Consider the following 18,751-nt stretch of genomic DNA (forward strand, 5'->3'; position numbering starts at 1 on the left):
ATGATCGTCGCCCCGACGCGGTGGGCGGCGCGTCGCAGGGGAGAGACCGGCATGGCCGTTCGGCCCGAGGACACTGTCGTCCGGGCGAGGTGGGGAGCCAGGTTCGCCTGGGACAAGGAGACCTGGATGGTGGTCTCCGGCGGGGTGCTGGGGGCGATGTTCGCGAGCATGGGGCTCGCGGTGCTGTTCGGCCCGGCGAACGGGTTCGGCGGCGAGAGCCTCGCATACATGGGGATCATTAGCATCCTCGGGCTGATGCCCTGCGGTGCGGGCTTCGTCTGGGCGCTGATCCACCCGAAGGCCGGGTTCCCCTCGGCCGCGGTCGGGGCGCTGCTGGGGCTCACGATCTTCGTCGGCTTCGCCGGCGACGGCCTCAACGACTCCTGGAAGGCGCCGCTGGACCGGCCCTCCACGGTCCGTGCGGTGGGCAGCTGGACCAGCGGGGACCTCGTGGTGCGGGTCCGCCCGGACCTGGTGGTGGCCTACCGCAGCACCACCGGGGCCGTCGCCTGGAGCTGGTCCCCGCCCGGGCAGGACACGGTGTGCGCGATGAGCCGGGGCACCGGGCCCGACGGGACGGCCCGCGGCGACGCCCTCGGCCTGATCGGCCACTCGCCGCACGACGGGCCCTGCTCCGCCGTCACCGCACTCGACCTCGCCGACGGCCGGGAGGGCTGGACCGCCACCGTGGACGCGCCCGCCCGGGACGGGGACGACGCGGCGCCGGACGTGGTCGCGGTGGCCGGGCAGCAGGCCCTGCTCCAGGAGAAGGCCGGCTGGCGCGCCGTACGGCTGGCGGACGGCCGGGACGTCTGGCACAGCGCGGCCGATCCCGGCTGCACCCCGCTGCAGGTCGCGGGCGGCCCCGCGGACGCCGTCACGGTCGCGCAGTGCGGCGACACCGCTCCCGTGCTGCGCTCGCTGGCCCCGGCGGACGGCCGGGAGCAGCAGCGGATCGCGCTGCCCGCGGTTGGCGGGCTGAAGAACCTCGCGGTGGTGTCGGTCGACCCGCTCGCGGTGTGGGTGGACGCCCAGGCCGAGCGCGGCACCCACGCGGTGCTCAGCTACGACCGGACCGGCCGGCAGCGGGCGGCGATACCGGTCGCCGGGGACGAGTACGACCTGGACGTGATGCTGGGCGGGCTGCACGCCTTCGACGAGTTCACCGCCCGGCCGCTGTTCGGCGGGGTGGTGGTGGGGGACCTGTTCGTCGTGCCGGGGGAGAAGCCCGGCGACATCGGCATCAGCGGCGGCAAGCACCCGAGCCGGACCGCCACCGGCCGGCTGCTGGCGTACTCGCTCACGGACGGCGGCAGGCGCTGGACGGCGGGGCTGGACGACCAGGTGACCGGCCTGGTGGTGGACGGCGGCTCGGTGTGGGCGATGACCCGGGGCCGGGTGACCAGGGTGGAGGTGGCGACCGGGCGGCAGAGCGCCGTGCTGGACGTCAACGACACCGCGTCGCTCTACCCGGTGGACCTGTCGGTGTCTGGCCCGGAGCGGTTCACGGTGGTCGCGGAGGACGGGACCCGGGACGAGCCGCCGGTGCGGGTGCTGAGCTGAGGCCCGCGCCCGGGAAACCGGTAACGGACCGTCACCGCAATGGGGCGGTGGCGGGGCGGCCGGTGACGCCGGGTGACCGCCGTGGGCGGGGCGCCGGGCGACCGCGCCGGCCGGGGACGGCGGTCCGGCACGGCCGCGCGGCGCCCGATTCACCAGCGGAGGCGGCCCTCGCGATCCGCCCGACCACCAGCGGAGGCGGCCCTCGCGATCCGCCCGGCCGCCCTCGGCGGGCCCGCCACCGGAGGACCTGAGCCTTCCGGGCGGTTGTGTCACGCTGGTGGGGGAGCACCGCCGAGATCGGGAGACTCGTGATGGCCGAGATCAGGGTGAACGGGGTGGCGCTGCACTACGAGGCCCGTGGTGAGGGCCCCGGCGTCGTCCTGGTGCACGGTTCCTGGAGCGACGCGGACTCCTGGGCGCGGGTGCTGCCGGGCCTGGCCGAGTCCACCACCGCGGTCGCCTACGACCGCCGGGGGCACAGTCGCAGCGAGGACCCGCTCACCCAGGGTTCGGTGCACGAGGACGCGGCCGACCTGGCCGGGCTGATCCAGGAGCTGGGCCTGGCGCCCGCCTTCGCCTACGGCGACTCCTACGGGGCGCTGGTCACCCTCCGGCTCGCCGCCGCCCGGCCCGACCTGCTGCGCGGGATCGCCGTGCACGAGCCGCCGGGGACCGGCATCCTGCTCGCGGACCCGGACCTGCGCCCGATCGGCACCGCCTTCGCCGGCCGGATCGCCGCCGTCCGGGAGCTGCTGGAGCAGGCGGAGTCGGCCGCCGCCGCCGAACTGTACGTGGACAGCCTCGCCCTCGGCCCCGGCGCCTGGGAGCAGCTGCCCGCGCCGGTCCGGCACACCTACATCCGCAACGCGCCCACCTACCTGGACGAGCTGCGCGACCCGGACGCGCTCGACCTCGACCTCACCGGGCTCGCGCGGTTCGGCGAACCCGCGCTGCTCACCCAGAGCGATGACAGCGCCCCGATGTTCGGCGAGGTGCTGGACCTGATCGACCTCGCCCTGCCCAAGCCGGAACGCCACCTGTACGCGGGCGCCGGGCACGCCCCGCACCTCTCGCAGCCGGAGGAGTGGGTGCGCGTGGTGCTGCCGAGGGCGCTGGGCTGAGGCGCGCCGTCGCGGTTGCGGCGGGCCGACCGTCCGCCGGGAACGGGACTTCCTGCTGAAGTAGCGGACGGTCGGCGGTGGGCCGTTGCGCACAGGGGACGGAACGGCCCACCGCGACCCGCGCGGCCCGGGCGGTCGGTGGCCGCCCTAGCGGTCGGCGGCGGCTAGCGGTCGCCGGCGCCCCAGCCGTCGTCCGGCAGGTCTCCGTCCGGCGCGGGGCACTCGACGTGCTCGAAGCCCCACAGCACCGCCTTGTGCAGCACCCACTCCGGAAGCGGCGGCTGGTCGTAGCCGTCGCGGTCGGTGAGCACCAGCTCGACCCGGACCTCCTCGGCCGGCGAGAACTCCAGGTTCCGCTGGCCCGGGAGGTTCTCGTACGTCACCGTCCGCCAGCTGCGGCCGGTGGCGGTCAGCGCCGCCATCAGGTCGCGCTCGGAGACGTGGGTGTCGACCGTCACCGAACCGCCGCCCGGCCGGGGGAGGTCGAGCTCGCCGTGCCAGACCGGCAGCGACAGCGCGTGGAGCCGGCGGCAGCGGCAGAACACCGTCTGCACGTCGCCCCAGCCGAAGGCGTGCGGCCACCGGTGGCCGCGGTGGACGCGGCCGCCGTCCCACGGATCGCCGTAGTGGGCGGCGAGTTCGGGCAGCGAGGCACCGTAGCGCAGCTCGCCGAGGCCGCCGGTGGTGGCCAGGCCGGTGACGAGCGGGAGGAAGCCCGTCAGCCCAGGCACCCGCGCACCGCCTCGATCAGGCGGTTCGCCCGGGCGTCGCCGTGGCCGATCATCCGGTTGGCGACGTAGCCGAAGCCGACGCCGAACTCGTCGTCCCCGAAGGCGAACTGGCCGCCGGCGCCGTCGTTGCCGAAGCTGCGCGCGCCGAGCAGCGGTCGGAAGGCGGGGGAGTCCAGCAGCAGGCCGGAGCCCCAGCGGGCGCCCAGGTCGAAGCCCAGGAAGCCCGCGCCGGAGGAGACTTCGCGCACCGCGTCGGTCACGGTGTCGGCGGAGAGCAGTCGCTCGCCGCCGTCCAGGCCGGTGGCCGCCGCCGCGTAGAGGCCCGCCAGGCCGGTGGCCGAGGCGACGGCGCCCGCGCCGGGCAGCTCGATCGCGTGCAGGTCGGGGTCGTTCCAGCCGTGCGGCACGTCCAGGCCGGGGAAGACCAGGGCGCCGTTCATGGTGACGATCCGGGTGAGCAGGTGCTCCGGGCCCGGCATCGGCCGGCGGCCCTCGGCCTCCACCAGTCGGGCCAGGCGCGGCAGTTCGCTCTCCGGCAGGCCGATCCGGACCGGCAGCCCGAGCGGCTCGGCGATCTCCTCGCGCAGGAACGTGCCCGGGGTCAGCCCGGTGATCCGGCGGATCACCTCGCCGACCGCGAAGCCGAACACATGGCCGTGGTACTCGTGGGTGGAGCCCGGCTCCCAGAGCGGCCGCTGCGCCTCGATCGCCCGGATCACCGGATCCCAGGCGGCGACCTCCTGGAAGGAGAGCGCCGCGTCCAGGGCCGGGAGGCCGGCGCGGTGGCCGAGGATCATCCGGGTGGTGACGGCCTGCTTGCCGTTCCGGGCGAACTCCGGCCAGTAGCGGGCGACCGGCGCGTCCAGGTCGAGCCGGCCCTGCTGGGCGAGCAGGTGCGCGGAGATGCTCACCGGGCCCTTGGCGCAGGAGAACACCGGTACGACGGTGTCCTGCGTCCAGGCCCGGCCGGTGCGGTCGTCGGCCGTGCCGCCCCACAGCTCGACCACCTTCCGGCCGCCGGAGAACACCGTGACGGCGGCGCCCAGTTCGGGGAACTCGGTGAAGTTGGCGGCGAAGGCGTCCGCGACGGCGCCGAAGCGCTCGTCGGCCCAGCCGTGGTGCTGCTGCATGATGTGGTGCCCCGTTCTGCCCTCAAGATCGACCGAACCACGCTACGGGAGCCGGGCGGCCGTGACGAGGGGATTTCACCAGGCCGGGGCTGGTGGGACGGATGTGGCAGACTCGCCCGTCGGAACGGAGGAGGGAACCAGGTGGATCGCGAGGCGCTGACCGCGCTCTGGGAGCGGCGGTGGCCCGGCACGGAGCCCGTCGGGCACGAGATCGACAGCCGGGCGCGGGACGTCTGGGTGCGCTTCCACAGCCTGCCGGAGTCCAAGCGGTACCCCGACGACGAGCGCGAGTACGCGATCGTCCTGGAACGCCACAACACCGTGCTGGACGAGCTGTTCGCCGGCGCCGAGGTGTACGTCCTCACGCCCCGGTGGACGAGCAGGACGAGCGTCCCCCGCATGCACCGGGACGCCAGGCACTGGCGCACCTGGCTCCAGAGCGACGACCCCGAGCCGGAGTTCCGCACCTACTGCCACGTCTTCGTGGAGCGGCGGCAGTGGCGGCGGGGCGGCCTGGACCGGCTGCTGCGCCGGGTCGCCGACGAGCGGGAGGCCGGGGTGATCATCACGGACACCGGGATGCGGCGGCTGTACCACCCGTACGACGGCGGCGCGGACGTCCACCTGGCCACACCCCAGGAGCGCGACCGGTTGAAGGAGCGGCACGCCGACTGGCTGTCGCGGCACCCGAACGGCTGGTGAGCGGCGGGTCGGGGCGAAGGCTTGCCGCGGCCGCCGTCCGCCCCGCAGAGTGTCGGGAGCGCGTTGACGATCACGCGCGCCGGCAGCTCTGCTGCCGCGGTGGGCAAGGGAGTGGGACATGGCCGTCAGTCTGAGCAAGGTCGAGCGGAGCGCGCCAGGGCTGGTGAGCCTCTACAAGACGGCCGGCGCCTCGGTGGAGCGGCGCGGGCTGAACGGCCAGCGGGTGGCGGTGTACCTGGTGGTCGACTACTCCGGTTCGATGCGGCCCTACTACAAGGACGGCAGCGTCCAGGCGCTCGCCGACCGGGTACTGGGACTGTCGGCCCACCTGGACGACGACGGGAGCGTACCGGTCGTCTTCTTCTCCACCGAGGTCGACGCCCAGGCCGAGATCGCCCTGGCGGACCACGCGGGCTGGATCGACCGGATCGTCGCGGGCCTCGGGCACATGGGGAAGACCAGCTACCACCTGGCGATGGACGCGGTGATCCGGCACTACCGGGAGAGCGGGGCCACGGCGCCGGCCTTCGTCCTGTTCCAGACGGACGGCGGCCCGATCAGCAAGAGCGCGGCGGAGAAGCGGCTGTGCGAGGCGGCGACGCTGCCGATCTTCTGGCAGTTCATCGGCTTCGGGGACCCGGACGGCAGGCAGTTCGACTTCCTGCGGAAGCTGGACGAACTGCCCGTCCCGGAGAAGCGGCCGATCGACAACGCGGGCTTCGTCCACCTGGGGCGCGATCCCCGGACGGTCTCCGACGAGGAGCTGTACGACCTGCTGCTCGCCGAGCTGCCGAGCTGGCTCGCGGCCGCCCGGGCCCAGGGCATCGTCCCGGAGCAGCCGCAGCCGCAGCCGACGGCGGCCCCGGCGGCCCCGCCGTCGGAGCGCAGGGGCTTCTGGGCCACCCTCACCGGGGGCCCGGGGAGGCGGAGCCGGCGCGGTTAGGCCCTCTCTTTCGGATCACGTCGGACCGGTGGGCGTCGTTGGAGTGCGTGCATCGGCGGTGCGGAGGAGGGAGTCCATGCGGTGGGGGCACCTCCCGGCCGCCAGGCTGGGGGCCATCGGCGACCGACGACAAGCCGGCGAGGTGCGTGCTCCGGCGGCGACCGCCTGGCGTGATCCGAAAGAGAGGGCCTAGGCGGTGAGGCGGGGAGGGGCGGGCTTCGACGGCCCGGCCGAAGGCGGTCCGTGAGGAACGGTGTCGCTGCCGTCTACCGGGCCCCTGGCCTGGGCAGGCTCGGACGGACAGCGCCAGCGAAAGGGGCCGACGATGGCCGCAGTTCACGAATCCGTCCTCGACGCGATCGGCGGGACTCCGCTGATCCGCCTCGCCCGGCTCGGCGCCGGGATCGCCGCGCCGATCTACGCCAAGGCGGAGTTCCTCAGCGTCGGAGGCAGCGTCAAGGACCGCGCCGCACTGTCGATGGTGCTGGCCGCCGAGCGGGACGGCCTGCTGAAGCCGGGCGGGACGATCATCGAGGCGACCTCCGGCAACACCGGCATCGGCCTGGCGATCGTCGGCCGGCAGCGCGGGTACCGGGTGATCGCCGGGGTGGCGGACAAGGCGGCGGCCGAGAAGGCGGACATCCTGCGCGCGTACGGCGCCGAGGTGGTGCTCGCGCCGACCCTGGTGCCCCAGGAGGACCCGCGGCACCTGTTCAAGGTGGTCCAGCGGCTGGCCGAGGAGATCCCCGGTGCCTGGCTCGCCAACCAGTACGACAACCTGGCCAATCCTGACGCGCATGTCCGGACCACCGGCCCCGAGATCTGGGAGCAGACCGGCGGCCGGGTCACCCACTTCGTCGCGGGCGTCGGTACCGGCGGCACCGTCACCGGTACCGGCGGATACCTGAAGGAGGCCTCCGGCGGCACGGTGACCGTGGTCGGCGCGGACCCGGAGTCCTCCTCGTACGGGGGCGGGGACGGCAGCCCGTGGTTCGTCGAGAGCATCGGGCACTTCCTCCACCCCGAAACCGTCGAGGACCGCTGGCCGCAGGCCTACCGGTCGGAGGTGATCGACTCCTTCGAGCGGATCCGGGACCGCGAGTCGCTGCTGACGGCGCGCCGGCTCGCGCGCGAGGAGGGCCTGCTGGCCGGCCCGTCCTCCGGCACGGCGGTCGCGGCGGCGCTGCGGGTGGCGCGGACGCTCGGGCCGGACGACCTGGTCGTGGTGGTGCTGCCCGACTCGGGCCGCTCCTACCTGTCCAAGGTGCACAGTGACGCCTGGATGCGGGAGTGGGGCTTCCTGGAGGAGGAGGCGGAGGGCCTGCGCCCGTTGCTGGAGGTGGCCGGGCCGCTGGTGACGGTCGACGCCGGCGCCACCGTCGGCGAGGCGGCCCGGGTGCTGCGGGACGCGCCGGGCGGCGTCGCCCCGGCGGTGCTGGCGCGGCCGGCGCGCCCGTTCGGGGTGAACGCGACCGAGGTGGCGGGCTCGGTGTCCCGGGAGGTGCTGACGGCGGCGCTCGCGGACGGCAGCGCCGAGCCGGGGGACCCGCTGGGCGCGCTGCTCGGTCCGGCACTGCCGACGGTCGGCGTCGGGCAGTCGGCGGCCGAGGCGCGGGCGGCGCTGGCGGGCGGGCGCCCCGCGGTGCTGGTGCTGCTGGACGGCCGGGTGGCGGGGCTGCTGACGAGGGAGGTCCTCGCGGGCTGACGGTGCGTCAGTTGTCGCCCGTCGGCATCAGGATGGCGGAGATCACCCGGTCCAGGGTGCGGTCGAACGCCCGGTCCGGGTCGGCGGGCGGGCCCGCGGCGGCGAAGGCCTGGGCCAGGTGCGGGAATTCGCCGCTCGCCGCCGCCCGGCCGAGGTAACCGACCAGCTCGGACTGCCACTTGGCGCCCGCGGCCGCCGTCCGCTCGTACTGGGCGAACTGGACGATGAAGCCGTTGATCAGGGCCATCGCCTCCATCCGGTCGCTCCCGCCCAGGCCGGTGGGGGCGGTGGCGGCGAGGAAGTGGTCGGTGTAGCGCAGGGCGTTGGGGCCGATGCCGGGGCGGGCCAGCACCAGTGCGGGCAGCCAGGGGTGGCGGCGGAAGATGCCGAGCTGCTGGTGGGCGAGGTCGGCGAGGTCGGCCCGGACGTCGCCGCTCGGCGCGGACGGGAACCGGTACTCGGCGGTGGCCGCGTCGAGCATCAGGTCGAGCAGGTGCTCCTTCTTCGGCACGTAGTTGTAGAGCGACATGGTGCCCGCGCCGAGCGCCGCCGCGACCCGCCGCATGGACACCGCGTCCAGGCCCTCGGCGTCGGCGATCCCGATGGCGGCGGCGGCGATCGAGTCGCGGCTGTGGGCCGGGCGCGGGCCGCGTCCGGCGCGCTCGGGGCGCAGCCAGATCACTTCGGGGGCCTCGGGGGGTGTGGGCTTGCTGGACGCCGGTGCGGACCCGCCCGGTGCGGACCCGCCCGGTGCGGGCGTGCTGGACGGTGTGGGCTTGCTGGACGGCACTGGAAGATCACCTCGCTGCCCCCATCTTAGATACGTACGGCGTACGTAGTAGGATGCGCCTGCGCGCGCTTCTACGTACGCTGTACCTAGAGAGGGGCAGAGCCATGTCCGACACCGCCCGACCCGCCATCGAGATGGCGGGCGTGGAAAAGCGCTTCGGCGCCACCGAGGCCCTGCGCGGCCTCGACCTCGCCGTCCCGGCCGGCACCGTCTGCGGCCTGCTCGGCCCCAACGGCGCCGGCAAGACCACCGCCGTCCGCGTCCTCGCCACCCTGGTCGCCCCCGACCGCGGCACCGCCAGGGTCGCCGGACACGACGTCGTCCGCGCCGCCGAGGACGTCCGCCGCGCCATCGGCCTCGCCGGGCAGCACGCCGCCGTCGACGAGGGCATCACCGGCCGCGACAACCTCCGCCTGCTCGGCCGGCTGCACCACCTCGGCGCCCGCCGGGCCCGGGAGCGCGCCGACGAACTGCTCACCCGCTTCGGCCTCGCCGAGGCCGCCGACCGGCTCGTGCGCACCTACTCCGGCGGCATGCGCCGGCGCCTCGACCTCATCGCCAGCCTGGTCACCAGCCCGCCGGTGCTCTTCCTGGACGAGCCCACCACCGGGCTCGACCCGCGCAGCCGGCAGGCGATCTGGGACACCGTCAAGGAACTCGCGGACGGCGGCACCACCGTGCTGCTCACCACCCAGTACCTGGAGGAGGCCGACCGGCTCGCCGACGACATCGTGGTGGTCGACCACGGCGCCGCCATCGCCACCGGACCGCCCGACCGGCTCAAGGCGGCGATCGGCAGCCAGGTCTCCGTCACCCTGGCCAACCCCGGACAGCTCGCCGCCACCGCCGTCGTGCTGTCCTCGATGACCGGGAGCGACGCCCGGGTGGACGTCGCCGAGCGGACCGTCACGGTGCTGACCACGCCCGGCGTGTCCGTCCTGCTGCCGTCGCTGGTCCGGGAGTTGGACGGCGCCGGGGTCGTCGCGCAGGACGTCGCGGTGCGGGCGCCCTCGCTGGACGACGTGTTCCTCGCACTCACCCAGGAGTCCGCCGACGCCGGGAGGGCCGCCCGGTGACCACTGCGCACATCGCCCCGGCGCGACCGTCCGGCATCGGCCGGCTCGCCACCGGCACCTGGACCTCGGTGCTCCGCATCCTGCTCAACTACCGCCACTCACCGGGCCTGTTGGCCGCCTCCCTGGGCGTGCCGGTGGTGATGGTGGTGGTCTTCGGGTACGTCCTCGGCAGTGCCATGCAGGTACCGGGCGGCGGCGACTACCGGGAGTTCCTGATGCCAGGCCTGTTCGCCATGGTGGCCACCAACGGCATCATGCCGACCATGGTCGGCGCCGCCCGCGACGTCTCGCGCGGAGTCACCGACCGGCTGCGCTCCATGCCCGTCTCCCGCACCGGGCTGCTGCTCGGGCAGACCCTCGCCGACCTGCTGGTCAGCACGGTCGTCCTGGCCCTGCTGGCCCTGGTCGGGCTGGCCACCGGCTGGCAGGCCCGGAACGGACTCGCCGACGCGGCAGGGGCGTTCGCGCTGCTGCTGCTCTTCCGATTCGTGATGACCTGGGTCGGCACCCTGCTCGGCCTGGCCGTCGGCAAGGAGGAGGCGGCCGGTCAGCTGTCCGTGGCGGTCTTCCCGCTGGCGATGATCACCAACGCGTACGTGCCGACCGGCGGCATGCCCGGCTGGCTGCGGTTCCTCGCCGACTGGAACCCGGTCAGCTCCGTCGTCCAGGCCTGCCGGGAACTGTTCGGCAACCCCTCGGCGGCCGGTTCCGCCTGGCCCACGCAGCACGCCGTCCTCGCCGCACTGCTCTGGAGCGCCCTGCTGCTGGCAGTCTGCATGCCGCTCGCCGTACGGAAGTTCGCCACCCACGGGCGGTGATCCGCCGGGTTCCGGCACTCCCGCCAAATGTGCTGGACAGCGGAGCCGGTGTGGTCTTGGGTGGGGCGCCATGGAGTACACCCACCTCGGCCGCACCGGCCTGACCGTCTCCCGCCTCTGCCTCGGCACCATGAACTTCGGCCCCCACACCGAGGAGGCCGAGGCCCACCGCCTCATGGACACCGCCCACGAGCGCGGCATCAACTTCTTCGACACCGCCAACACCTACGGCCGCGACAGCGAGGGCCGGCTGCGGGGGCGGACCGAGGAGATCATCGGCCGCTGGTTCGCCAAGGGCGGCGGACGCCGCGAGCGCACCGTCCTCGCCACCAAGGCCTACGGCGACATGGGCGACTGGCCCAACGAGAGCAAGCTCTCCGCGCTCGCCGTCCGCAAGGCCGTCGAGGCCAGCCTGCGCCGCCTCCAGACCGACCACATCGACCTCTACCAGATGCACCACATCGACCGGGCCACGCCCTGGGAGGAGATCTGGCAGGCGATGGAGGTCCTGGTCGCCCAGGGCAAGGTCGTCTACGTGGGCTCCAGCAACTTCGCCGGCTGGCACATCGCCCAGGCCCAGGAGACCGCCCGCGCCCGCCACTTCCTCGGCCTGGTCAGCGAGCAGTCCCTCTACAATCTGCTCGACCGCGCCATCGAGCTCGAAGTCGTCCCCGCCCTCCAGCACTACGGGCTCGGGCTGATCCCGTGGTCCCCGCTGCGCAGCGGCCTGCTCGGCGGCGTCCTGCGCAAGGAGCGCGAGGGCACCCGCGACCGCAGCGCCATGCCCTACGCCAGCGAACTCCTCGCCAAGCACCGCGACCGCATCCAGGCCTACGAGGACTTCGCCGCCGAACTCGGCGCCGACCCCGCCGACCTCGCCCTCGCCTGGCTCCTCTCCCGCCCGGCCGTCACGGCCCCCATCATCGGCCCCCGCACCCCGGCCCACCTCGACGCCGCCATCGGCGCGTTCGACCTCAAGCTCGACCAGAAGACCCTCGACCACCTCGACGAGCTCTTCCCGGGCCACCGGCCCGCCCCGGAGGACTACGCCTGGTAGGCCGTCCGCGTCCGGCCCCGGCCCCTTCGTCGGGGGCCGGGGCCCCGCGGGTACCCGGGGGAGCCGGCCGCGGACCGGCGCCCCCGGCCCCCGGTGGCGTCAACCGGCCCGCACAGTAGCCGAATTGTGAGGGTGGCGAGCCTTGACCGGGCCGTCCGGCACTGGTCTAGTCACCGCTTACATGGGCAAGGGTACGGGGAGGCACAATTGGCCTTGTTCGCCAAGCCGCAGCCGGGCTACACCACCGCCGCCGCCACCGGCGACACCGTGGTGCTGCTGATCGGCATGCGGATCAACCGCTTCTGGGCCGTGCACCACTGGGGCCCGGTGATGTTCTCGATGCTCCGGATGCTGTACGACCTGCGCCGCGCCCCCGAGCGCGGCCTGCGCGGCCGCATCCTGCTGACCGCCTCGCCGCGCACCTACTACGTGGTCCAGTACTGGGAGTCGAAGGAGAAGCTGTACGGCTACGCGAGCGCGCCGGACGGCTTCCACCACACCGTGTGGGGCATCGCCAACCGCAAGCTGCGGGAGGGCAAGGCCCGCGGGCACGTCGGGCTCTGGCACGAGACGTACATCGCGCCGCCGGGCGGGTACGAGTCGATCTACTTCGACATGCCGCCGTTCGGCCTGGCCGGCGCCACCGGCTCGCTGCCGGTGGAGGCGCGCGGCCGGCACGCGGCGCAGCGGCTGGCCTACCGGGAGCCGGCACCGGAGCCGGCACCGGGGCCGGAGACCGTCGGGTCGCAGTCGCAGTCGCAGTCGCAGTCGCAGGCGGGCCGGTCGGCGCCGGAGACCGGTGGGGCGCGGACGGCGCCGGGCGGGGCGGGCGAGTCCGAGGTCGGGGCCGCGCCGGCCCCCGGTGCCTGAGTACGGCCGCGCCGGGAGTGTCGTGGGCCGCCCGGCCGCCGCACCGTGAGAGCGTCGGGGAATGGTGGATCGGGGCGACGCGCGGCCGCAGGCGCCGGCGCGGTCGGTGCGGGTGGTGCACGAGGTGCCGTACCGCGCGCAGTGGGAGTCGGCGGAGCTGGTGCGGGAGATCGTCGACGGGCGGCTGGAGGCGTCCGCCGATCCGCGCTGGGGGCAGTCCGGCGCGGCCACCGCGGAGGAGTACGCGTGGTGGTCCTGGCGGCTGTGCGGGGTGGCCTGTCTGCGGATGGCGCTGGCGCACTGGTGGGGCGTGACCCCGGCGGCGCTGGCGCTCGCGGGCGAGTGCGTGGCGGCCGGCGCCTACCTGCGGGACGGTGACAGCCTGCGCGGGCTGATCCACGCGCCGTTCGCCGAGTACGTCGAGCGGCGCTGGGGACTGGCCGCGCGGGCAAGGGAGTTGACGCCCGAGGAGGTGTCGTCGGAGGTGGCCGACGGCCGGCTGGTGATGGTCTCGGTGCACCCGTCGATCCGGGAGCCGTACGGGCCGGAGCCGGTGCGGCGCGGCGGGCACCTGGTCCTGGCGGTGGGTGCCACGGACACGGCGCTGCTGATCCACAACCCCTCCGGGTTCCCGGGGGAGTCGCAGGCCTTCGCGCGCGTGCCGTGGCGGTCGTTCGGGCGGTTCTACGCCGGACGCGGGATCGTGCTCGGCCCGCCCCGGATCTCCTCGCCCTGACGTCGCGGAGCGGTCACTGGTTGTCCGGCAGTCCCATCGGGTTGATCGGCAGCCGGCCGCGACAGAGCGCCGAGATCGGCTTCAACGCCGCGGCGAGCCGGTCGAGTTCGGTCCGCGGGTAGTCGTCCCAGACCCGGGCCGCGGCCAGGTCGGTGGCGGCCTCCAGGGTCTGGTGACGGATCCGGCCGAGCTCGGTGACCGTCCCCTCGGCGGTCAGCCAGCCGCGCTCGACCAGGCGGTCGGCCGCCGCCTCCCACTCGGCGTCCGTCCACCCGCGCAGCGGCTGGAGCATCTCGCGCCGCATGTCCATCGCGCAGCGGACCACCAGGGCCTCGCAGCCGTCCAGCCCGGCCGCCACCAGGGCGGCCACGTGGCCGTCGCCGCGGTGCTCGCGCATCACGGTGGCGGCCTGCCAGAGCCGCTCGTACAGGCCGCTCGGGCGGGGCAGCGCGGCGTTGGCGGCGGCCAGCACCCGCCCGGCGCAGTCCAGCCGGGTGGCGGCCTGCTCCAGGGTCTCGGCGACCAGCTCGACCTGCTCCTTGTCCACGTGCTCCAGCAGCGCCTCCAGGATCGTCGCGGAGGCCTTCAGCCGGGCGGTCAGCGCCTCCTCCGGGCTCGCGTGGTTCCACACCTCCGGCAGGGCGCGCTCGACCATCGAGGGGGAGAAGTTGAAGAAGGCGGCGGTCACCGGCGGGGCGTCCACCGCGCCGAGCGGGGCCGATCGGGTGGCGAAGTAGCCGTGCAGTCGGCCGTGCAGGCCGGCCTCCTCGAAGGCGGCGCGGCCCTCGGGCAGGAAGTAGGTGACGGCGTGCACCGGCTCGAAGAGCCACCACAGCGCGCGGGCGGGGTGGACGAGATCGGTCATCGGGAGACCTTCCTCGGACGGAGCTCCGGGGCGGACCGGGGAGCTCGGCGGTCGGGACGGCCCGGCGGGAGCCGCGGCGGGCCGTGGCCCGTTCAAGGGCTGATGACCACGGCGGGGGCCCCGGTAATCCTGCCGGGGGTGTGATGACGGTCACGCCGAGGCGGCGCTGTGCGCCCGGCGGCGGTACGGCGCGGGATGATGGGATGAGGTGCCCGCTCCCGGGGGGCGCCCAGCCCCCGCAGGTCCTCGTACGAAGGTAGTCGGTCATGGCCCAGATCAACCCCAGCATCCTGTCCGCGGACTTCGCCCGGCTCGCCGACGAGGCCGAGGCCGTCCGGGGTTCCGACTGGCTGCACGTGGACGTCATGGACAACCACTTCGTGCCCAACCTGACCCTCGGCGTCCCGGTGGTCGAGTCGCTCGCCCGCGCCACCGACACCCCGCTCGACCTCCACCTGATGATCGAGGACCCGGACCGCTGGGCCCCGCAGTACGTCGAGGCCGGCGCCGGCTCGGTCACCTTCCACGTCGAGGCCGCCGCCGCGCCCGTCCGGCTCGCCCGCGAGATCCGCGCCAAGGGCGCCCGCGCGTCGATGGCGCTCAAGCCGGGCACCCCGATCGAGCCGTACGAGGACCTGCTGCCCGAGCTCGACATGGTGCTGATCATGACCGTCGAGCCCGGCTTCGGCGGCCAGGCCTTCCTGGACATCATGCTGCCGAAGATCCGCCGCACCCGGGAGCTGATCGCCAAGCACGACCTGGAGCTGTGGCTGCAGGTGGACGGCGGCGTCGCGGCGAACACGATCGAGCGCTGCGCGGAGGCGGGCGCGGACGTGTTCGTGGCCGGCTCGGCGGTGTACGGGGCCGAGGACCCGGCCGAGGCGGTCCGCAAGCTGCGGGACCTCGCCGACAAGGCGACGGCGGACGCCTGGTGGGCCTGCGGGCACTGAGGCCCGCCGGGTCCGCAGCCGATCCGCTGGGCCTGCCGTCGCGTCGCCGGGCTGCCGGCGGTGCCGGCACCGCCGGATGGCCGGGCGCGGGTGGAGGAACGCCGCACCGTGGCGGATGATCGGTGACGACGTCCTCCGAGGACCGTGCCCGGCCCCTCTCCGTACGGTGGTGGAACCGCGATGAGCAACCTCGACCTCAGGCCCGCCCCGGCCGGCTGCGGCCGCGAGGCCAGCGCCGGCCCGGTGAAGGATCTGCTGACGGCCCGTCAATTCCCGCTCGGCGGCAGCACGGTGGTCCGGCGCCTGCTGCCCAACCTGGGCCGCCGGATGGTGGGCGCCTGGTGCTTCGTGGACCACTACGGGCCCGACGACATCGCCGACGAGCCCGGCATGCGGGTCCCGCCGCACCCGCACATGGGCCTCCAGACGGTCAGCTGGCTCCACCAGGGCGAGGTGCTGCACCGCGACAGCCTCGGCAGCCTCCGGACCGTCCGGCCGTACGAGCTGGGCCTGATGACCTCCGGCCGGGCGATCTCGCACTCCGAGGAGTCCCCGCGCCCGCACGCCCGCCACCTGCACGGCGCCCAGCTCTGGGTGGCCCTCCCGGAGGCCGGCCGGAACATCGCCCCCGCCTTCGAGCACCACCCCGACCTGCCCGTGGTCACCGGCCGGGGCCTGCGCGCCACCGTCATCCTCGGCACCCTCGACACCGCCACCTCGCCCGGGACCGTCCACACCCCGCTGGTCGGCGCCGACCTCGCCCTCGCCGACGGCGCGGACCTCCGCCTCCCGCTCGTCCCCGACTTCGAGTACGCCGTCCTCGCCATGTCCGGCCGCGTCGACGTCGACGGCGTCCCGGTCGAGCCCAGCTCCATGCTCTACCTCGGCTGCGGTCGCCCCGACCTCCCGCTGCGTGCCCACGGCGACGCCGCCGTCCTGCTCCTCGGCGGCGAGCCCTTCGGCGAGCGGATCGTCATGTGGTGGAACTTCGTCGGCCGCTCCACCGAGGAGATCGCGCGGGCCCGGGCCGACTGGATGACCGGCGACCGCTTCGGCGAGGTGCACGGCTACGACGGCGAGCGGCTGCCCGCCCCGGAGCTGCCGGCCGTCCCGTTGAAGGCCCGCGGGCGCGAGCGCTGACCCGCGGACCGGTGTCGGCCCTTTGGATTCATCGGACCGTTCCCGCGGGACGGGTGCCACCGGCCGGCTCGACGGCTCAGCCGGCGACGGCCGCTTCGGGTGAGGTGACCGCCTTGGCCGAGAGGGCGCGGCCGTAGCGGCGCAGCAGGAGGACGGCGGTGGTGGCGAGGCCGACGAGCAGGCCGAGCCAGAGGCCGCGGGTCTCGCCGCCGAGGGGGTAGGCGAGGAGCCAGGAGGCGGGCAGGCCCACGAGCCAGTAGCCGATCAGGGTGATGCGGAAGCCGCTCCTGGTGTCGTCGAGGCCGCGCAGCAGGCCGACGCCGATGTTCTGGGCGCAGTCGAAGAACTGCAGCACGGCGACGACGGCCAGGAGTCCGGTGGCGATCCGCAGGCCCTGCTGGTCGGCGGCCGCGCCGGGGTCGAAGTAGGGCCGCAGGACGAGGTCGGGCACGGTGAGGTAGGCGATGCCGACGAGGGTGGTGACGGCGGCGCCGCAGGCGAGTGCGGTGTTCTTGATCCGCCGGGCCGCGGCGTACTCGCCGAGGGCGAGTTCGCGGCTGACGTTGATGGAGGCCGCGTGGGAGAGGCCCACGGCGACCTGGAAGACGATGTAGATCAGCTGGTTGACGGCGGTGTGGGCGGCGAGCGCGGCGGCGCCGAAGCTGCCGGCGAGCAGGGCGGTGGCGGAGAAGAAGCCGGCCTCGGAGCCGTAGGTGGCGGCGATCGGGGTGCCCAGGCCGAGCAGGCGGCGCACGGTGGGGGCGTCGGCGCGCCAGAAGTCCGGGCTCAGCAGGGGTGCGAGCTGCGGGTCGCGGCGGGCCGAGGCGTAGAGGGCGAGGAAGGAGAGCAGGTAGACGCTGCTGGTGGCGACGCCGATGCCGGTGAGGCCGAGTTTGGGCAGGCCCCAAGTGCCGTGGATGAAGAGCCAGTTGAGTCCGGCGTTGATGGCGACGGAGGCGATGGTGATCTGCAGCAGGGCCTGGGGGCGGCGCATGCCGACGGTGAACTGGCGGATCGCCTGGAACCAGAGGCAGGGGAGCAGGCCGGGGGCGAGGGCGGCGAGCATGCCCTGGGCGCGGTGGGCGACTTCCGCGTCCTGGCCGAGCCAGGTGGCGGCCTGGCCGATGAGCACCATCAGGACGGCGCCCGCGAGGCCGGCCAGGGTGGCGACGGCCATCGCCGCCCGGACCAGGCCGCGGACCTCGTCGCCGTCGTCGGCCGCGTCCTCGTCCCGTTCGGCGCGCGCGGCGGCGGCTGCGACCTGGTTGCCGACGGAGGTGACGAGGCCGACGCCCATGGTGCGCAGCTGGTTGAAGACGACCAGGGCGAGGCCGCCGGCCGCCAGGGCCTCGGTGCCGAGCACGCCCATCATGATGGTGTCGGTGGTGGTGAGGGCGACCTGGGCGAGCTGGGTGAGGGCGAGCGGGACGGCGAGGGCGGCGAGTGCGCGGCTGTCGCGGGCGAGGGTGGCTGGCTGCTGCATCGTGGGTGTCACGTTTCTCGGAAGTCAGGGCCTGCGGAGTTTGGTGAGCGTCTCGTCGATGTCGGCCTCCACGGCCTCGTCGAGCAGTGCGCGGGCGTTCATCCAGTCGTCGTTGAAGACGGTGTCCATGTACTTCTCGCCACCGTCGTTGATGAAGGCGACCATAACGGCATCCGGTGCCAGGGCCGCCAGGCGGTTCAGGGCCTCGTGGACGACGCCTCCGGCGGAGCCGCCGATGAGCAGGCCGGTGCGGCGGGCGACGACGCGGGCGGTCGCGAAGGCCTCGATGTCGCCGACCTTCACTCCCTCGTCGATGAGGTCGTAGTCCACCAGCAGGCCGATGGTGGCGCCCTCGGGGGTGCCGGTGCCGGACTGGTAGTAGTCGTGGGCGGGCGGCCCGAAGGCGATCGAGCCCTTCGGTTCGACGCCCACGACGGCGACGCCGGGCACGGAGCGCTTGAGCTCGCGGGCGGTGCCGCACAGGCCGCCGCCGGTGCCGACCGCGCCGATCAGCACGTCGACCCGGTTGTCGAGGGCCTGGGCGATCTCGCGGCCGACGGCGTGGTAACCGACCGCGTTGCTGGGGTTGTTGTGCTGCTCGGTGAAGAAGGTGTTGTCCTTGCCGCGGGCCATCTCCTCGGCGAGTTCCTCGCGGGCCGCGGTGTGGAGTTCCTCGCCGTCGGTGTCGGCGTCGACGAAGACGAGTTCGGTGCCCATCGCCTTCATGCCGCGCAGCTTGTCGGCGGCGGCGTGGTTGTCGACGACGGCGGTGAAGCGGTAGCCGCGTTCGGCGGCGACGACGGCCAGGCCCAGGCCGGTGTTGCCGGAGGTGGACTCGATGATGTGGCCGCCTTCGCGCAGGACGCCGCGTTCCTCGGCGTCGAGGACCATCTGGCGGGCCATGCGGATCTTGGCGCTGCCGGTGGGGTTGAACATCTCCAGTTTCAGCAGCAGCCGGGCGCCGTTGTCGGCGCGGGCGAGTTCGAACAGCGGGGTGCGGCCGATGAGGTCGGACATCCGGCTGACCACCGGGGGGCGGTTCAGGGCGTCGGTCATGGTGGAGCTCCGTGG

At 74.4% G+C, this 18,751-nt stretch carries 17 protein-coding genes and 1 pseudogene; 12 read left to right on the top strand and 6 right to left on the bottom strand.

The window, feature by feature from the left end:
- Nucleotides 1–51 precede the first annotated feature (51 nt).
- Together ACFVVA_RS22760 and ACFVVA_RS22765 are read left to right on the top strand one after the other, a co-directional pair.
- Complete coding sequence (locus tag ACFVVA_RS22760; protein ID WP_387692024.1) at nucleotides 52–1,563, top strand: PQQ-binding-like beta-propeller repeat protein; 1,512 nt, start codon at nucleotides 52–54, stop codon at nucleotides 1,561–1,563.
- Between the two features lie 311 nt (nucleotides 1,564–1,874).
- Entirely contained in the window at nucleotides 1,875–2,684 is an 810-nt protein-coding gene (locus ACFVVA_RS22765) for an alpha/beta fold hydrolase (RefSeq protein ID WP_387692026.1), read from the top strand.
- Nucleotides 2,685–2,848: 164 nt separating this feature from the next.
- Here ACFVVA_RS22765 and ACFVVA_RS22770 read toward each other — a convergent pair whose 3' ends face one another.
- Nucleotides 2,849–3,415, bottom strand: a complete 567-nt coding sequence (locus ACFVVA_RS22770) for a hypothetical protein (RefSeq protein ID WP_387692028.1) — start codon at nucleotides 3,413–3,415, stop codon at nucleotides 2,849–2,851.
- A complete protein-coding gene (locus ACFVVA_RS22775) occupies nucleotides 3,403–4,545 on the bottom strand; it encodes a serine hydrolase domain-containing protein (RefSeq protein WP_387692030.1) in 1,143 nt (380 codons plus the stop codon). Before ACFVVA_RS22775 ends, ACFVVA_RS22770 begins: the two co-directional genes overlap by 13 nt.
- A gap of 141 nt (nucleotides 4,546–4,686) precedes the next feature.
- Here ACFVVA_RS22775 and ACFVVA_RS22780 point away from each other — a divergent pair, with 141 nt between their 5' ends.
- From ACFVVA_RS22780 to ACFVVA_RS22790, 3 genes are all read left to right on the top strand, one after another.
- On the top strand, nucleotides 4,687–5,247 hold the full coding sequence (locus tag ACFVVA_RS22780) for a hypothetical protein (RefSeq protein ID WP_387692032.1): 561 nt from the start codon (nucleotides 4,687–4,689) through the stop codon (nucleotides 5,245–5,247).
- A 118-nt stretch (nucleotides 5,248–5,365) separates the two neighbouring features.
- Complete coding sequence (locus ACFVVA_RS22785) at nucleotides 5,366–6,190, top strand: vWA domain-containing protein (RefSeq protein ID WP_387692034.1); 825 nt, start codon at nucleotides 5,366–5,368, stop codon at nucleotides 6,188–6,190.
- A 325-nt stretch (nucleotides 6,191–6,515) separates the two neighbouring features.
- A complete protein-coding gene (locus ACFVVA_RS22790; protein ID WP_387692036.1) occupies nucleotides 6,516–7,895 on the top strand; it encodes a pyridoxal-phosphate dependent enzyme in 1,380 nt (459 codons plus the stop codon).
- Nucleotides 7,896–7,902: 7 nt separating this feature from the next.
- On the opposite strand, the gene ACFVVA_RS22795 is transcribed toward ACFVVA_RS22790, so the two are convergent.
- Entirely contained in the window at nucleotides 7,903–8,685 is a 783-nt protein-coding gene (locus ACFVVA_RS22795; protein ID WP_387692038.1) for a TetR/AcrR family transcriptional regulator, read from the bottom strand.
- A 104-nt stretch (nucleotides 8,686–8,789) separates the two neighbouring features.
- Between ACFVVA_RS22795 and ACFVVA_RS22800 the strand changes: the two genes are divergently transcribed.
- The 5 genes and pseudogenes from ACFVVA_RS22800 to ACFVVA_RS22820 all read left to right on the top strand — a co-directional run bounded on the left by ACFVVA_RS22800 (nucleotide 8,790) and on the right by ACFVVA_RS22820 (nucleotide 13,242).
- The gene (locus ACFVVA_RS22800; RefSeq protein ID WP_387692040.1) at nucleotides 8,790–9,761 is read left to right on the top strand and encodes an ATP-binding cassette domain-containing protein; all 972 of its coding nucleotides are present in this window, start codon (nucleotides 8,790–8,792) and stop codon (nucleotides 9,759–9,761) included.
- The gene (locus tag ACFVVA_RS22805; protein ID WP_387692041.1) at nucleotides 9,758–10,579 is read left to right on the top strand and encodes an ABC transporter permease; all 822 of its coding nucleotides are present in this window, start codon (nucleotides 9,758–9,760) and stop codon (nucleotides 10,577–10,579) included. Before ACFVVA_RS22800 ends, ACFVVA_RS22805 begins: the two co-directional genes overlap by 4 nt.
- Nucleotides 10,580–10,649: 70 nt before the next feature.
- A complete protein-coding gene (locus ACFVVA_RS22810; RefSeq protein ID WP_387692043.1) occupies nucleotides 10,650–11,636 on the top strand; it encodes an aldo/keto reductase in 987 nt (328 codons plus the stop codon).
- A 213-nt stretch (nucleotides 11,637–11,849) separates the two neighbouring features.
- A pseudogene (locus ACFVVA_RS22815) lies at nucleotides 11,850–12,347 on the top strand (DUF4188 domain-containing protein); the annotation flags it as partial.
- 220 nt (nucleotides 12,348–12,567) lie between these two features.
- Nucleotides 12,568–13,242 (top strand): C39 family peptidase, encoded by a 675-nt coding sequence (locus tag ACFVVA_RS22820; protein ID WP_387692045.1) that lies wholly within the window; start codon nucleotides 12,568–12,570, stop codon nucleotides 13,240–13,242.
- 13 nt (nucleotides 13,243–13,255) lie between these two features.
- Here ACFVVA_RS22820 and ACFVVA_RS22825 read toward each other — a convergent pair whose 3' ends face one another.
- A complete protein-coding gene (locus ACFVVA_RS22825; protein ID WP_387692047.1) occupies nucleotides 13,256–14,107 on the bottom strand; it encodes a hypothetical protein in 852 nt (283 codons plus the stop codon).
- A 266-nt stretch (nucleotides 14,108–14,373) separates the two neighbouring features.
- Between ACFVVA_RS22825 and rpe the strand changes: the two genes are divergently transcribed.
- A complete protein-coding gene (gene rpe / locus ACFVVA_RS22830; protein WP_359897365.1) occupies nucleotides 14,374–15,057 on the top strand; it encodes a ribulose-phosphate 3-epimerase in 684 nt (227 codons plus the stop codon).
- A gap of 180 nt (nucleotides 15,058–15,237) precedes the next feature.
- On the top strand, nucleotides 15,238–16,197 hold the full coding sequence (locus ACFVVA_RS22835; RefSeq protein ID WP_387692049.1) for a pirin family protein: 960 nt from the start codon (nucleotides 15,238–15,240) through the stop codon (nucleotides 16,195–16,197).
- Between the two features lie 76 nt (nucleotides 16,198–16,273).
- On the opposite strand, the gene ACFVVA_RS22840 is transcribed toward ACFVVA_RS22835, so the two are convergent.
- On the bottom strand, nucleotides 16,274–17,680 hold the full coding sequence (locus tag ACFVVA_RS22840; RefSeq protein WP_387692051.1) for an MATE family efflux transporter: 1,407 nt from the start codon (nucleotides 17,678–17,680) through the stop codon (nucleotides 16,274–16,276).
- A gap of 24 nt (nucleotides 17,681–17,704) precedes the next feature.
- Complete coding sequence (locus tag ACFVVA_RS22845; protein ID WP_387692053.1) at nucleotides 17,705–18,736, bottom strand: cysteine synthase family protein; 1,032 nt, start codon at nucleotides 18,734–18,736, stop codon at nucleotides 17,705–17,707.
- Nucleotides 18,737–18,751: the final 15 nt, after the last annotated feature.

It is taken from the genome of Kitasatospora sp. NPDC058048 (assembly GCF_042885555.1).
Taxonomy (GTDB): domain Bacteria; phylum Actinomycetota; class Actinomycetes; order Streptomycetales; family Streptomycetaceae; genus Kitasatospora; species Kitasatospora lactacystinica.